Annotated in this window: 13 protein-coding genes and 1 pseudogene; 4 read left to right on the top strand and 10 right to left on the bottom strand. The window is 54.1% G+C overall.

Features of this window, described 5'->3' with window-relative positions:
* Window positions 1-15 precede the first annotated feature (15 nt).
* From GM30_RS06415 to GM30_RS06385, 6 genes and pseudogenes are all read right to left on the bottom strand, one after another.
* On the bottom strand, window positions 16-597 hold the full coding sequence (locus GM30_RS06415) for a hypothetical protein (protein WP_049847942.1): 582 nt from the start codon (window positions 595-597) through the stop codon (window positions 16-18).
* Between the two features lie 868 nt (window positions 598-1,465).
* Window positions 1,466-1,984: a fimbrial protein gene (locus GM30_RS06405; RefSeq protein ID WP_049847940.1), complete on the bottom strand. Its 519-nt coding sequence runs from the start codon at window positions 1,982-1,984 to the stop codon at window positions 1,466-1,468.
* Between the two features lie 13 nt (window positions 1,985-1,997).
* Window positions 1,998-2,909 (bottom strand): fimbrial protein, encoded by a 912-nt coding sequence (locus GM30_RS06400; RefSeq protein WP_238582612.1) that lies wholly within the window; start codon window positions 2,907-2,909, stop codon window positions 1,998-2,000.
* Window positions 2,910-2,956: 47 nt separating this feature from the next.
* Window positions 2,957-5,481, bottom strand: a pseudogene (locus tag GM30_RS06395) (fimbria/pilus outer membrane usher protein).
* 65 nt (window positions 5,482-5,546) lie between these two features.
* Window positions 5,547-6,224, bottom strand: coding sequence for a fimbrial biogenesis chaperone (locus GM30_RS06390; RefSeq protein ID WP_049847939.1), 678 nt, complete (start codon window positions 6,222-6,224; stop codon window positions 5,547-5,549).
* A 53-nt stretch (window positions 6,225-6,277) separates the two neighbouring features.
* Window positions 6,278-6,808 (bottom strand): fimbrial protein, encoded by a 531-nt coding sequence (locus GM30_RS06385; RefSeq protein ID WP_049847988.1) that lies wholly within the window; start codon window positions 6,806-6,808, stop codon window positions 6,278-6,280.
* A 233-nt stretch (window positions 6,809-7,041) separates the two neighbouring features.
* On the opposite strand from GM30_RS06385, the gene GM30_RS06380 reads away from it, so the two are divergent.
* Both GM30_RS06380 and GM30_RS06375 read left to right on the top strand, forming a co-directional pair.
* Window positions 7,042-7,704 carry a winged helix-turn-helix transcriptional regulator gene (locus GM30_RS06380; RefSeq protein ID WP_049847938.1) on the top strand — a complete coding sequence of 221 codons (663 nt, stop codon included), beginning with the start codon at window positions 7,042-7,044 and terminating at the stop codon, window positions 7,702-7,704.
* A 65-nt stretch (window positions 7,705-7,769) separates the two neighbouring features.
* Window positions 7,770-8,402: a winged helix-turn-helix transcriptional regulator gene (locus GM30_RS06375; protein WP_049847937.1), complete on the top strand. Its 633-nt coding sequence runs from the start codon at window positions 7,770-7,772 to the stop codon at window positions 8,400-8,402.
* A gap of 6 nt (window positions 8,403-8,408) precedes the next feature.
* Here GM30_RS06375 and GM30_RS06370 read toward each other — a convergent pair whose 3' ends face one another.
* On the bottom strand, window positions 8,409-10,025 hold the full coding sequence (locus GM30_RS06370; RefSeq protein WP_049847936.1) for a peptide ABC transporter substrate-binding protein: 1,617 nt from the start codon (window positions 10,023-10,025) through the stop codon (window positions 8,409-8,411).
* Between the two features lie 189 nt (window positions 10,026-10,214).
* Between GM30_RS06370 and mpaA the strand changes: the two genes are divergently transcribed.
* Window positions 10,215-10,928, top strand: a complete 714-nt coding sequence (gene mpaA / locus GM30_RS06365; protein WP_049847935.1) for a murein tripeptide amidase MpaA — start codon at window positions 10,215-10,217, stop codon at window positions 10,926-10,928.
* Here the strand turns inward: mpaA and ycjG are convergent.
* The gene (gene ycjG, locus GM30_RS06360) at window positions 10,919-11,758 is read right to left on the bottom strand and encodes an L-Ala-D/L-Glu epimerase (RefSeq protein WP_049847934.1); all 840 of its coding nucleotides are present in this window, start codon (window positions 11,756-11,758) and stop codon (window positions 10,919-10,921) included. The genes mpaA and ycjG overlap by 10 nt on opposite strands.
* A 101-nt stretch (window positions 11,759-11,859) precedes the next feature.
* Between ycjG and tpx the strand changes: the two genes are divergently transcribed.
* Window positions 11,860-12,366, top strand: a complete 507-nt coding sequence (gene tpx / locus GM30_RS06355; RefSeq protein WP_049847933.1) for a thiol peroxidase — start codon at window positions 11,860-11,862, stop codon at window positions 12,364-12,366.
* Between the two features lie 41 nt (window positions 12,367-12,407).
* Here tpx and tyrR read toward each other — a convergent pair whose 3' ends face one another.
* Both tyrR and GM30_RS06345 read right to left on the bottom strand, forming a co-directional pair.
* Complete coding sequence (gene tyrR, locus GM30_RS06350) at window positions 12,408-13,949, bottom strand: transcriptional regulator TyrR (protein WP_049847932.1); 1,542 nt, start codon at window positions 13,947-13,949, stop codon at window positions 12,408-12,410.
* Window positions 13,950-14,126: 177 nt separating this feature from the next.
* Window positions 14,127-14,792, bottom strand: a 666-nt coding sequence (locus GM30_RS06345; RefSeq protein WP_072094050.1) for a TIGR01620 family protein, incomplete at its 5' end; no start/stop codon positions are given.

The raw sequence follows: 14,792 nt of genomic DNA, 5'->3' as shown, positions 1-14,792 counted from the left end.
GTTAAACGGCCAGCTTTACGCGAAATCGGCTAAAAGCTGGCTGGCAACGCTCCAGATACCGCAGGCGAACACGCCGAGCATAAAATAGACAAAAAGGATCTTCGCCAGGTTGCTCGAATTCACATAAAACCGCCCGCCTGTTTTCACCCGCTCCCACTCATTTTTAAGCACGGACGCACACAGGTTTAAAAATTGCTCCTGAGTGTCTTTTAATAAAAACGTTGAAAAATTATTGCTCTCGGTGTGTTTATCAAGAAACTCCAGTAACGACTTTTCTTCCGGGCTGGGTGATAACGTATTAATGCGCAGTTTTACCTGACAGATAATTTTGTAAACATCACAGATATCCTGATCGTTCAGGACATTAACGTCACCAGCCAGCGCCGGGCCGTCAGCAACCGCTAATGCGGGTGTTCTCGCTGCCTTTTCTGACAGCCAGGCTAATTTCGAACTCAGCTCGCACAATAATGCGCGCAACTCGTTAATCCATGCCTGGCGAAACTCTGCTATTTTTATTTCTTTTGTGATCATTAAACCAACAATAGCGGCAAATGCTGCTAAGCACGCCGCTAAAAGTACTACCCAGACTTCCGTCACTTCTGTTACCCCTGCGTTGTAGAGACTACCGGATCGCTTTGTTATCGACACGGCATGGCAAAACCTTACTGTTATCGTGGGGTCGGCATGCAAAAAATTTCGGGCTGTTCACAGTTTCAGCTCGCGCTGGTGTGAACACCCTCGTTAGCGCTATCGTTGCGATTACATTCGTGCCGTTGCATGCGGCGTAGTAATAACAATAAATCCACGTCGTTTCGCAGAAAAAACTTGTCCATAATCNTTCTTATGGGTGAAAACCGTCTTGTAACCGAGAGACAGGCTGCTGGCGATAGCATTCAGCGAAAGCCCTGCCGCTAACGCGATGGCGATTTTTTGCTGCTGCGGCGAGAAAATCCGGTGCGGGCACCCCTGACAGGTGATTTTCCGCGCGTTCTGCTCGCTCTCCAGGGTGCTGAGCCAGGCGAATTTAATTTTGGTTATTATGCGGTGAATGGCTTCTGTTCGTTGAATGAACAGTATATTCCTCAGGCATAACGGTAAACTGGTGGTTATGATCTGTTTTTCATTGTCCACCAGTCCAATAAGCAAGCCCTGTCTGCGGTGTAATAATCCCGGATGGCAAATAAATTCCTCGCCACGACATAAATGCAAAATAATAATCTCCGCACCGGCAACCGCGGGCGTTTCTGCTATGCCGGTGGGAAACACTTCTTGTAATAAAAGGAGAAACCCCGACCTGAAAAAAAGATCGTCGCACTGGATAAAGACATTCGGCATCACAATACCTGAGAAAGAATCAACGCGGTTTATTTGAGTACAGATGAAAAACACCCCAGGCCAGTGCCGATATGACTATATCGAGCGCCGCAATCTTACACAGCAATAAAAAGACGAACATCCCTGTTCCTTATTGCCAGGTAAACATCATGGTCACCACGGCATTTATCGTTCCTGGCGTTACGTTACCCTGCGGACTATAAGCCCGTGCGCGCAGGTGATACTGATAGCCGTTATTCACAATCGTGCCGCTGAGCGATTTATTATTGCCCAACGGTTGCCCCTCCAGCGTCTGCAGCTGTATCGCAATATTTCCCGCACTACCGGTATTTTGATATAAATCCTCTGGCCCGGCGCTGTCTGCCTCGCCGGACAATAGCATCGTGGCTTTCACCGTTCCCGCCGGGCAGCGCTCAATCGTAAAATCAAAAGGAACCCAGTCGGTTGCCGACCCCGGCGTAGACATCGACGCGGCACGAACGCCCTGCGCGCCCGTTAAATTCACCGTTTTCGCCACGCTGTCGCTGCTTACCTGACAAGGTGCCGCAACAATTTTGCCCTGGATATTCAGCGCAACCGGATCCCCCGCGCACAGTTCCCCGGAGAGTGTGGTCATGGCAAGCAACATAAACGCGAATCGCTTTTTCATCGTCCATCACCTGTCATTGATACGTAATATCCAGCGTCGCGGTGGCATTCGCCTCACCCGCCGTCACTACCGGCCCGGTCTGGTAATAACGCGCGGTAAGGGGAAATATTTCCTGACCGCCGGATGATTGTTTTAACAGCAACCGGTTATTTAACTGCAATGGTGTATTGTTATAGAGCAATTGCACCCCCACACCGCCCGCCACGTTATCGCCACCCTGCCCGGTTAATGCCAGCACGCTGCGATTCCCTGCGGCATCCGGATTCTCTGTGCCTTTAAGCTCGACGTTAATATTGGCGCCTGGATTACAGTTCAAGCCTAAATTTTGCGTATCGGTATGCGCAGGGGAGAACCCCGCCACGTTGCTAAATTCAGCGGCGCTAAGGGTACCTAAATCAAAATTGATCACCTGGCTGGAGAGCGAGCAGCTTAATACGTTGACCTGCGAATTCGCATCCAGCGATATTTGCGTAAAATAATTACCCGGGGAGCCAAACCACGCCTGCGCGATTAACCCTGGCGTAAGCAAACCTGGCGTGATATCCCCGGTTTTCACCAGCGAAACCACATAGTAACCGAGGTTGTAATAGCCTGAGTTTTGATAAACGGGCAAGGTAAAATCACCGGGCATGCCAGAAACTTTAATCCCCACGCCGACAAGATTCGTTTTAAATACGCCTCCGATCGAGGATTCTGTCCCGGATAAATACACCATTGAATAGTTTCCCGGGCACACCTCTCCACTCTCGGAGATAGTTTTAACCTGCGCATAGCCTGGCGCTACCGTGGTGGCAATAGTTGTGCCTGTAGGCGTATCGCGCTGCACATTCACCGTACCAAAACCCACGGTATTCATCAGCGGGGTGAGAATTGTGCAGGTCACGGCCTGGCTGTTAAACGCGACCCCGGCCAGTAACAGCGCCATAAGAGGCATTATTTTCCGCATAGCATTACTCATCATCATTCCCGCGTTTAGTGGCAGGTGTAGCGTGCGAGGCTTATCCCACCGACATTGTTATTGCCATCCAGTGAATAACGCACCTGGCAGCGCTGCGTGTTTTCCTGTTCCCAGGCCACGTTCAGCACGCCCTGCGCCGCCAGTCCTGTCAGATAAACCTGACCGCCCTCATCCACAATGGCGCTGCGCCCTTCGTTTCCGGCAATACTGACCCGCGCACCAAACGGTACCGGCTGCTGATTGCTCAGCACGAGCGTCAATAAGGCACGACTGCCGACGTTTGCCACATAGTCTGCGCGCACCACGGCACCGCGTGTTGGCACCACCGTTTTGTTGGTCAGTTCCAGCTCAACGTCATCCGGCAGGGTCGAGGTATTTAATCCAATATCGTTCTTGCGATAGGGCGACACGTTGCTGGTGACGGTATAGCCGTGGTAATCGGTTTTCGCGCCGCTCTGGTTATTCACCCCAACACCCGACGCCCCCGGCGCTTTCACCAGCACGTTGGTTTCACCCAACGGCTGCGAAAAGGTGATGCCATCGGCATGGGCGAGAATGCCGCCCGCGAGACCGTAATTCAGCCGCTCACCACTTCTGTCATAGCTGTAACCCGCCGTCGTTTCGGCATAGGTGCCACGATAGTCAACGTTGGCGCTGCCGGTGTAACCGACATCGTCGGTGCCATATCCCTGCTGAACGCTCCAGTTCAGCGCATTGCCTTCCAGCGCCATGCCGTTAAGACCAACGGTATGCGTGGTACTGCTGTGGCGGCTGGTGTTCATCGCATAGTTCGCCCAGGTATTGCTCAGGAAACGGTCAAGCGGGATGCTGATATTCAGCGAAATCAGTTGGTCCGAGCGTTGTGAATTACGGGTACGCCCCCCCGCGGTGCCGCCGTTTTTGCTCCACGTCCCGTTGATGCCATAGCTGATCCCCTGCCAGGAATTGTTATACCCGACGCCGAGTGAAGAGGCTGAATGCGGCGAGTGCCAGTAGTCCTCGCGTACTGCGCTCATCGTTAGTGACCCTGCGCGATCGCCCAGAGACTGACTGAGCGTGACCTCCATCCGGTTACGCCGCCGTTCGCCAGACGCATGGTTCTCGCCCCAGGAGTCCAGTATTTCCTGCATTAACCGCCGGTCGAGTAGCGGTAGCCTGCGAGGGTGAAATTCGTACCGGTGGCGACGATATTTTTGCTGTAGCGGATCCGCCATGACTGGCCGGTCTGCTTTTTCTCATCCTGCGGTTGTGACCAGGCCTGGGTGATATCGGTGGAAACCGCGCCGATCTCGCCCAGATTTTTTCCCACCCCGCCAGCGATGGACTGGTATTTTGACGATTGCTGCAGACCGCCGTAGACCGTAAACCCTACAGGCAGACCGAGGATCGCCGTTATCTGTCCAAACGGTGTTTTATCGACCCGACTGTCATACGAACGATATTGCCCACCCGTGACGGCATACTTCACCCGCCCTTCCCGCTGCAGTACCGGCAGCGAGGCATAAGGCACGGTAAACGTCTGTTCGCTGCCGTCTGCTTCTTTGACGGTGACGTTCAGGTCGCCGGAACCGCCGGTGGAATACATATCGCTGATGTCAAAGGCCCCTGGCGCAACATAGTTCTGATAAATGACATAGCCGTTCTGACGGATAATGACCTGTGCGTTGGTCCGCGCAATACCGCGAACCACCGGCGCATAGCCTTTCATCGACTCCGGCAGCATGTCATCATCAGACGCCAGTTGCCCGCCGCGAAATGGCATGCTGTCGAAAACGTCGGCCGGGGCGTTGCTGTCTCCCAGCGTCAGCTGCGCTTTGAGTGGGACGATATTGCGCTGCGCGTAGCTGTAGACGCTGTCCCACTGGTTTTGCCCCTGACTGTCACGGTTCCAGGTGGTGTAGTTTCGAAACCGCCACGGACCGATGTTGATGCCTGGACGCAGGTTCGCATACTGGCTGTTGCTGTCAGCACTCTGATCGTGCGCCCTGGTGTTGGCACCGCTCAGCATGTAATTCAGCATGACCGCGTTGATCCCTTCGTCCCACAATTCCGGTGCCACATAGCCCCGGGCAACCGGCGACAGCGCCGCCTGCGGAATGCTCAACAGCAGCTTCTGGGTATTGAATAAAAACTCGGATGACGCCTGCGGTATCGCCGTTAAATTTGCGCATTTTCCCTGGGTGGCTAACGCCGGGTACTGTTCGGTTTTAACGCCGTAGCTCTGCAATAGCGCCACCGACAGACAGGGTTTCAGTACCGGCTCACCTGCGGTCTCTTGTTCGCTGTAAAAGGTGACCTCGCGGGTGTCAACCTGTCTGTCGTTAATGATCACATCCACACGCCAGGTGCCGGGGGCCTGCCCTCCGCGTTCAAAAGCGGAAAGATCGGCCCCTTTCATCGCCGGGTTATCAATTTCCAGCAGTGCCGGATTAAAATAATCCCGCGCATGGGCGTCGTTTATGAATGGCGTTGTTGCCAGCGCAATACTGATGGCAAGTCGGCCGGGGCGTGGAAAGAAACTCCGTTTCAGTGCTTTCATTAACGTTAACTCCATCGCGACAGCGTTTATTTTTTTATTTCCGCTATCGCTTTCAGTACTATCATCTATAACCTGGCAGCATGCGCTTCCCCTGTTCCGCCATAGTCGTTAATAATTTTGAATGCCAGCTGAGATGATGTTTCGCCTGTTGGTACAGGGAACGTAGTGGATGAATGCGGCGCGACAAAGGTCACATCTTCAAGTTTTATTCCGCCCAGTTTAATTTCGTGGAAATTAATATAATAAGGCGTTGGGTTATTGACCTGAATGCGATGGCCGCTTCTCTGCCACACCAACTTAGGGGCTTGCTGTTCCGGGCCAGATGCTTTTAACACCTGCGGACGGTAAATCAGTTTTATTCGGGTTTTCACCGCCACCTGCAAAGTATTATCACGCGGTTCCACGGATGGAATAGATTTAATACTCAACCAGAACATCGATTCTTTATCCTGTGGCAGGTTTCCCGCCAGGACAATACGCATCACATTCTGCTGGCCTTTATCAAGTCGATACAGCGGCGGCGTAATAATAAAGGGGGGTTTGCTCCCTCCCGGCGTTTGCGCTTCAACCCAGGACTGGATCAGATAAGGGATACTGTCAGGGTTGGTAATACTCAGCGACGCCTCTTTTTTGTCTGCCGAATAAATCACCCGGGTACCACCAATAATCACTCCGGCGTGGGAATCAGAAATAAATGATGTCATTAACAGCGCGCTCATCATCACGCCAGAGAAAAACTTCATGAGAAACTCCGGTTAATGGGGCCGATACCCGGCCCCGTTTCTGACCATTCCACTTAGTTGTAGTTGATCGTAAAGTTAGCCACCGCGTTCGCCGGGCCTGCGACAACGCTGGCCTGCGTCGATTTATACGCGGCGTAAAAATCGAGGTTATTATCCATCGTTGGGGACAGCGGATAGGCGTAGCTGTTCACCTGGTTAAGACCGAGCTGCGCTTTATCTGCCGTCATCAGCTTAATCGCCACGCCATTGGCCTGCATGCCGGTCTGCGTAATCGCTAACAGATCGGTGTTCATCGGATCGTTGGCACCGTCAAATTTCACTTGTGCCGCACTGACCGATGCCGGGCAGTTGATTAATCTGATCGTGAATTTCGTGGAGGAAGACTCATCGCCCGTATTCTGGAAAGATGTACGCGCAACGCGGCCTAAATCAACGGTCATTGTATTATTGCTTCCAATATCCACAGTACAGGCCTGGTCGATAATTTCACCATTGAAAATAACGGTGCCATCAGCGGCATTGGCATTTACTATAGACAGTGCGGCGCTGGCTGCAAAAGCAGCCACGATCATTTTTTTATTCATCATGGTATTTCCTTAATTATTTTAACTTATCCAGTGCTTCATCATTACACGACAGCGCGAGTATTTCCGTTAAGCTAAATTTTGATATAAACGCATATATTATCTCAAGTGATTTTTCGGTGTAATTTTACACCGACTTAGACATTCACTCGCAGCCGGAAATTGGCAGATAATTCCTCCATTAAATGAAGCTTGCGAAAAAGCTTAATTTATTTTTGTGGAGCAATAGCACTATGTCTGACAACAAAACACCCGTTAAAACAACTATGTATAATGCGCTGACTTTTAAGCCGACCCAGCATATTGAGAATCTGGTGTATCATCTCAGGCCACATGCCAACATATTTGAAACATGTATGAGACAAAAAATTAACTATGCCAGTGAGGGAGCACGTAAATGTTATTTATTGTTGGACGGCACCATTGCGCTTTTTCGCACCCGGGATGGTTTCATGATGAACTCAGAATCTGCTCCCTATGTATTTGGCCTGAGCAATCAGCTCACGTCGGGTGACTATTTGTTTATGCAAACACTGGAGCCTTCGCGTATCGCCAGCCTTTCACTGTTCACGGCAAATACGATTATTGCGGAAAAAGATCTGTGGGAAAGCTTATCGCACCTGCTGATTTATACCGCCGGACGCGTTTATGAGCATTGTATCCGTATTACCGCGCCCTCCTCCTATGCCATCATCCGCTCGCAACTGTATGAGTTGATGCAGGAGTCTGACGAGTTCCGCCACAGTATTACCGCAGCCAATTATATCCAGTCGCGGACGTTTCTCTCCCGCAGCAGTATTATGAAAATTCTCGCCGAGCTCAAAAAAGGCAGTTACATCACCACCGATCGCGGGATCCTGCTACAGATTAAACAGAGCATTCCGCTTCGCTATTAGCCCCAGGTTGCCTGCACAAAAGACTATGCTAGATTAAGTACAGTCTTATTATGGCCTGAACCGTCATGACAGCCCGCAAACTTCATGTTGATGTAAAAGCGTCATCGCCACATATCAGCGAGTTACTCTCCCTTCTGACGCGTAATGAGGATTACCGCGCCTGCCCTAAGGGCAGTAAACTCTTTTTCCGCCACAAAGGAGAAGCGGTCTGCCATTTTGTTCGCCGGGGAAACACTCTGCTTTCACGTATTGATGACACTTTTTCCATTGGCGTTCTCACCGCACCGGCGGCGATGGGTTTTACACAACCAACGTGCGAGCACCTTTATTTACGCACCCTGGAAGCGTGCGACATCGCCACATTGCCCTATGAGCGGGTGATGGCGCTGGTGGAAGAAAAGAAAGCCTGGGCGCTGATGGCGAAGCATATTATGTTCATCACCAATAAACTGTTTCTTTACAGCGAAATGCTGACCGCGCCCACCAGCTTTGAGATATTGCGTTATCAGTTGCAGATGCTGATTCTGGAGCCTGAAAGCGTACGAAACAGCATGTCAGCGTATCAGTACATTCTTGATCGCACACGACTGTCGCGCAGCAGCATTATGAAAATGCTGGCCGAACTGAAAAAAGGGGAATATATCGAGCTGGAAAACGGTAAATTGATTGCCATTCACCATTTGCCAGCCCGTTTTTAACACGACTTAATGCTTCACGATATACATGGTGCGTGAGTAAGCCACATCTTCCGGGTTATTAATCGGATAGCCTTTCACCCACGGTTTTATCAGGCGCGCGTTGGTGTACTGATAAATCGGCGCGATGGGCGCTTTTTCCGCCAGGATTTTCTCCGCTTCGTTGTAATCCGCATTACGCGCTTTCTCTGACGTCTCCAGCGACGCCTGGTTCAGCACTTTGTCGTACGCCGGATCGTTAAAGCGCGAAATATTGCCGCTGTGGGCGGAGGTGAGCAGCGACAGGAAGGTCGACGGTTCGTTGTAGTCCGCGACCCACGAGGCGCGGATCACATCGAAATTGCCGGTATTGCGGCTGTCGATATAGGTTTTCCATTCCTGATTTTGCAGCTTCACGTCAACGCCGAGGTTTTTCTTCCACATCGACGCCACCGCAATCGCCACCTTCTGGTGGATCTCCTGGGTGTTGTAGAGCAGCGTCAGCTTGAGCGGACGCGTCGGTCCGTAACCCGCGGCCTGCAGCAGGGTTTTCGCCTGCGCGTTCAGCTCTTCCTGGCTCATATCTTCAAACGGCGACGGTTGCGGCGTAAAACCGGCTGTGGCGTCTGGCGTAAATCGCCAGGCGGGCTTCTCGCCAGAGCCTAATACTTTATCCGCCATGATCCGGCGATCGATGGTCAGACTGAGCGCCAGACGCACGCGGGCATCGGCGGTGGGCCCTTTTTGCGTATTAAAGGCGTAGTAATAGGTGCCAAGCTGCGGCGGCGTATACACCTGCCCCGGCAGATCTTTCAGTAGCTTCTGATACAGGTTTTTCGGGAAAGATTCGGTGATATCGATCCCGCCTGCCTGATAGCGTTTGGTGGCGGCGGATTCCTGATTGATTGGCACAAATGTGACCTGTTTGATCACCGTTTTCGCGTTATCCCAGTAATGGGTATTTGGCACCAGTTCCAGTTTTTCGTTGACCACGCGGTCTTTCAGCACGTATGCGCCATTGCCCACCAGCCTGCCCGGACGCGTCCAGTTTTTGTCAGTCTCCACCGTCGCTTTCTGTACCGGGTAAAAGGCAAAGTTAGCAGTCAGTGTCGCAAACCACGGCAGCGGTTTATCGAGCTGCACGCGCAGGGTGCGCGCATCAATAGCCGTGACGCCAAGGGTGTCCGGCGCTGCTTTACCATCAACGATGCTTTGCGCGTTGTGGATGCCCGCCAGTGCCGCAAACCAGGCAAACGGCGAGGTGGTTTTCGGGTCCACCAGTCGCTGCCAGCTGTAGACAAAGTCCTGTGCCGTCACCGGCGACCCGTCCGACCATTTGGCGTCATCGCGCAGCGTAAAGGTCCAGATGCGGTTATCGTTAGTCTGCCATTTTGTGGCAACACCCGGGATGATATTGCCCTTTTCGTCCTGATTCACCAGACCTTCATACAGGTCGCGAATCACCTGAATCTCAGGCAACCCCACGGCTTTTGCGGGATCTAATGTCGCCGGTTCATCTTTGATATGGCGAACCAGCGTCTGTTTCTCAGCCAGCACCGTTCCCGACGGAACCTCCGCTGCCATCGCAAACGACGACAGCGTACTGAGCCACAGCGCACAACATGTCAATGAGACAGGATGCTTCATAAGATCCCCTTTATTAAAATGATCATCGTCCAGTAAACCCGGTAATTATTTGTTTCAGCAACAGGAATTGCAAATCTCCTGTGACAGAAAATTGACACAGACGGCTTTTTCATCGACGCGGAAAGGCATTGATTCGCGACCGATTTTGCACAACACTTCCTGTAACGCCACCACATACCAGGGAACGCTATGTCTGTCACTCGCCCTCGCGCCCTTCGCGGCGCCTTTCCGCCTGGCACTCAGCATTACGGTCGCTCGCTGCTTGGCGCACCGCTGATCTGGTTTCCTGCGCCGTTGGCCGATCACGCCAGCGGGTTGATTATTGCCGGGACGCACGGCGATGAAAATGCCTCCATCATCACCCTTTCCTGCGCCATGCGCACGCTGGCACCGGATCTGCGTCGTCATCATGTGGTGCTGACGGTAAACCCGGATGGCGCGCAACTGGGGCTGCGTGCGAACGCTAACGGCGTCGATTTGAACCGCAACTTCCCGGCGGCGAACTGGAAAGCGGGCGAAACGGTTTACCGCTGGAACAGCGCGGCGGAGCATCGTGACGTGGTGCTGTTAACCGGCGATAAGCCCGGCTCGGAACCTGAAACGCAGGCGCTGTGCCAGCTTATCCATCAGATTCACCCGGCGTGGGTGGTCTCATTTCATGATCCGCTGGCCTGCATTGAAGATCCCCAGCACAGCGAGCTGGGCGAGTGGTTAGCGAATGCGTTTTCGCTGCCGCGGGTCACCAGCGTCGGTTATGAAACACCGGGCTCATTTGGCAGCTGGTGCGCAGATATCGGTTTGCCCTGCATTACCGCCGAATTCCCGCCCGTTTCAAACGATGAGGCCAGCGAAAAATATCTGGCGGCAATGACCGGGCTATTGCACTGGCATCCTCAGAGGTGAAGCATGCCGGTGGTAAAGCGTAGCGCCGGTTCAACATCAACAGCGAGCCAAGTCGGGCCGTCGAGATCGGCGAACCTGACCTGCGGCATCAGCGGCAACGCCGCGGCGATGGCGCGCGACGTACACAGCATACAGCCCGCCATAACGGTAAACCCCTGTGCCTGCGCGTCTTCAGCCAGCGCCAGCGCTTCAGTCAGACCGCCGGTTTTATCCAGTTTGATGTNCTCGAGCATCGCCACGCCGAGATCCGCCAGCAGCTGGCAGCGCGACGCCAGGCCGTCAATATTCCACGACTCGTTGGCATCAACGATAATCGTCGCCTCCGGCACCGCCGCGCGAATGGCGACGATACGCTCGCTAATCAGATGATCGTCCAGCTTCACTTTCAGCAGGCGGGCACCCTTTTGCCAGAGGATTTTTGCGCAGCTGGCCATTGCTTCAGGTTCGCCGATCACTACGGTTTGTGCGGTGGTGATGGTTTCGCTCAGCGTCACGCCAAGTAATTGTGACACCGTCACATTTTTCTGTCGGGCTTCCAGATTCCACAGCGCGCTGTCGACGGCGTTGCGGGCCGCGCCAGCCGGTAAGAGGCGCTGAACGTCAGCGCGGGTGGCCCCTTTCTCAAGCTGATCAGTCACCGTGATAATTTGCGCCATCACCGAGGCAATACTCTCGCCGTAACGCGGATACGGGGTGCATTCTCCGACGCCTTTGATGCCGTCTTCCTCCACCTCAACCACCACTACTTTCGCCTCGCTGCGGCTGCCGCGGGCAATCACAAACGGGGTATGCAGTGGCCAGGATTCTTCAAACACGCGCAGACTTCTCATTCCATGTCCTCTCAGATTGATACGAAATTCAATTTGCTGTGTTAAGTACGGTTGGAATACACTAGCTGCGACGTTAATTATATGTAAACAGGAAGATAAACATGTCACAAACCGTGCATTTTCAGGGCAATCCAGTCTCCGTTGAAGGCGCTATTCCGCAGTCTGGCGCAAAGGCGCAGCCTTTCACGCTGGTCGCTAAAGATCTCTCCGACGTCGCGCTGAGCCAGTTTGCGGGCAAACGCAAAGTGCTGAATATTTTCCCGAGCATCGATACCGGCGTGTGCGCGGCATCCGTGCGTAAGTTTAACCAACTGGCGGGCGAGCTGGAGAACACTGTGGTTCTGTGTATTTCCGCCGACCTGCCGTTTGCCCAGTCCCGTTTCTGCGGTGCAGAAGGTCTGAGCAACGTAGTCACGCTGTCCACCCTGCGTGCGCCGTCCTTCCTGCAGCAGTACGGCGTCGCCGTTGGCGCAGGCCCGCTGAAAGGCCTCGCCGCCCGTGCGGTGATCGTGATTGATGAAAACGACAACGTGATCCACAGCGAACTGGTTAACGAAATCACCAATGAGCCGGATTACACCGCCGCGCTTAACGCGCTGCAGAACTGATCTGCCCTGAAACGAACAAAGCCTCCTTGCGGAGGCTTTTTTTATTCGTCGCTTTTTTTCTGGCTCAGACCGTATTCGCGCAGCTTGTTAGCAATCGCGGTATGGGAAACGCCAAGGCGCTTCGCCAGTTTTCGCGTGCTGGGGAAACTGCGGTACAGTTGCGTCAGCACAGAACGCTCGAAGCGACGGGTTATGTCGTCCAGCGATCCTTCCATCGCATCTTCGCCGACGGCGACCGTTGAAGCGTCGTAATCCGGCAGCAAAATGTCCTGCGGGCGCAGTTCATAGCCTTCCAGCTGCGTCAGCGCGCGATACACCGCGTTCTTCAACTGCCGAACGTTACCCGGCCAGCCGTAGCGCGTCAGCACGTTATTGAGATCGGCGGAGAGCTTCGGACGGGCGATGCCCTGCTCGTCGGCAAAGCGCGCCACAAACAGCTCGGTCAGCGGCATGATGTCCTGCGGGCGGTCCCGCAGCGGCGGAATATTCAGCGTCAGCACATTGAGGCGATAATAAAGATCCTCACGGAACGCGCCTTTCTGCACCAGCTCCACCAGGTTTTTCTGCGTCGCGCAAATCACCCGAACGTCAACATGCACTTCATGATCTTCCCCGACGCGGCGGAAAGTGCCGTCATTGAGGAAACGCAGCAGTTTAGCCTGCATGCGCGGCGACATTTCGCCAATCTCATCGAGCAGCACTGAGCCACCGTTGGCCTGCTCAAAAAAGCCCTTTTTGCCCTCCGGCGCGTGACCAAACAGCTCACTTTCCACGGCATCTTCCGGGATCGAGGCGCAGTTCAGCGCCAGATACGGTTTCGCCGCCCTGGGGCTGGCAAGATGGCAGGCATGAGCCAGCAGATCTTTGCCGGTGCCGGTATCGCCGGAAATCAGTAGCGGCGCGGTGAGCATCGCCAGTTTGCGAGCCTGTTCGACCACATGCCGCATTTTCGGGCTAGCCGCCACAATCTGGCTGAAGGCGCTGGTGTCCTGGCTGGTCATGGTCTGCAACTGACGGCCCATACGTACCGTGGAACGCAGCATCGCCACCGCACCGGTCAGCACCCGTTCGGCATTTTCCCCTTCCAGATAAACCGGGGTGATTTCCAGCAGGAAATTTTGCCCGTTCACCACCACATGTTCGGCGTGAGACTCCACCGTGCTGGCTTCCAGCCAGCGCTGGAAATTAAACCCGGGAATGAGCTGCCCGGCGTTCTGATTGCGCAGGCGCTCCGGGGCCTGCCCGAACAGTTGACAGCTCGCCGGGTTGGCCAGTTCGACTTTGCTTTTGGTATCCAGCGACAGCACCGGCTCCGGCATAGCTTCAAGCAATGCGCTGAGCGCCAGGTGTTCGCGTTCAGACGGCATCCACGGCACCGTGCGTACGTCGGTCACGCCCGCGATGCGGCGGATTTCCGCCATCAGACTGCTGAACGTGGTAAATTCCAGTTCAGTGAAATTGAGATAGATTCGGCCAATGGGGTCGATATCGATACCGCGAAGATCAATGCCGCGCAGCACCAGCAGGTCGAGTAATTCACGAGTCAGACCAAGCCGGTCCTCACAAAAAACTTCAAGACGCATGAAACGTTCACCCTTATAAGCCAATGACCCAGGGATAATAAGACAGTTCTCAACTGGCGGGAAGATGGCTGTCAACAAATATTGACAGTATGGACAAAAAACCGACGTTCTGCCGTAACTTTTTGTATTTTGCGATCAAATGCCCTTGCGCGACCGGCCGCAAGGGCATCATGCGGTTTATGAAGGGCGTTTATTGAGGGTCTCTTTAAGCTGCCCGATCAGCTCGCGGCGGAAATCACCCAGCCGGGGTTTATCGTTGTCGATCCACGGCAGCGGGCGGCAAAGTTCCATCGCTTTAATTCCCAGACGCGCGGTGAGCAGCCCGGCGCCAATCCCCTGCGCGGCGCGCGCCGACAGGCGTGCGGCAAGATCCTGTGACATCCAGTCCATGCCGATTTCACGCACCAGTTCGCTGGCTCCGGCAAAGGCTATATTCAGCAGCACAAGGCGAAACAGGCGCAGGCGGCTGTAGTAGCCGAGTTCAATGCCGTACAGCGTGGCGATGCGGTTAATCAGTCGCAGGTTGCGCCAGGCGATAAACGCCATATCCACCAGCGCCAGCGGGCTGACGGCAATCATCAGCGTGGATTCCGCCGCCGAACGGCTGATCTCCCGGCGCGCCTGGGCATCCAGCACTGGCTGCACCAGATGCGCATACAAGCTCACCACTTCACGATCGCTTTGCGTTTCATGGATGGCGGCGTACCAGCGTTGCAGCGCCGGGTGTGATTTATCAATGCCCGCCTGCTGCGCCAGTTTTTCGCAAAACACGCGCCCTTTGCCGGTGCCGTGGCTGTGCATCAGATCGCGCGCTTCGTCACGCTCATGCGCACGCTGGCGCAG

The organism is Trabulsiella odontotermitis, assembly GCF_001188485.1.
Taxonomy (GTDB): domain Bacteria; phylum Pseudomonadota; class Gammaproteobacteria; order Enterobacterales; family Enterobacteriaceae; genus Trabulsiella; species Trabulsiella odontotermitis_A.
The sequence above is the reverse complement of the archived record's forward strand: the minus strand, read 5'-3'. Positions and strand labels throughout refer to the sequence as shown.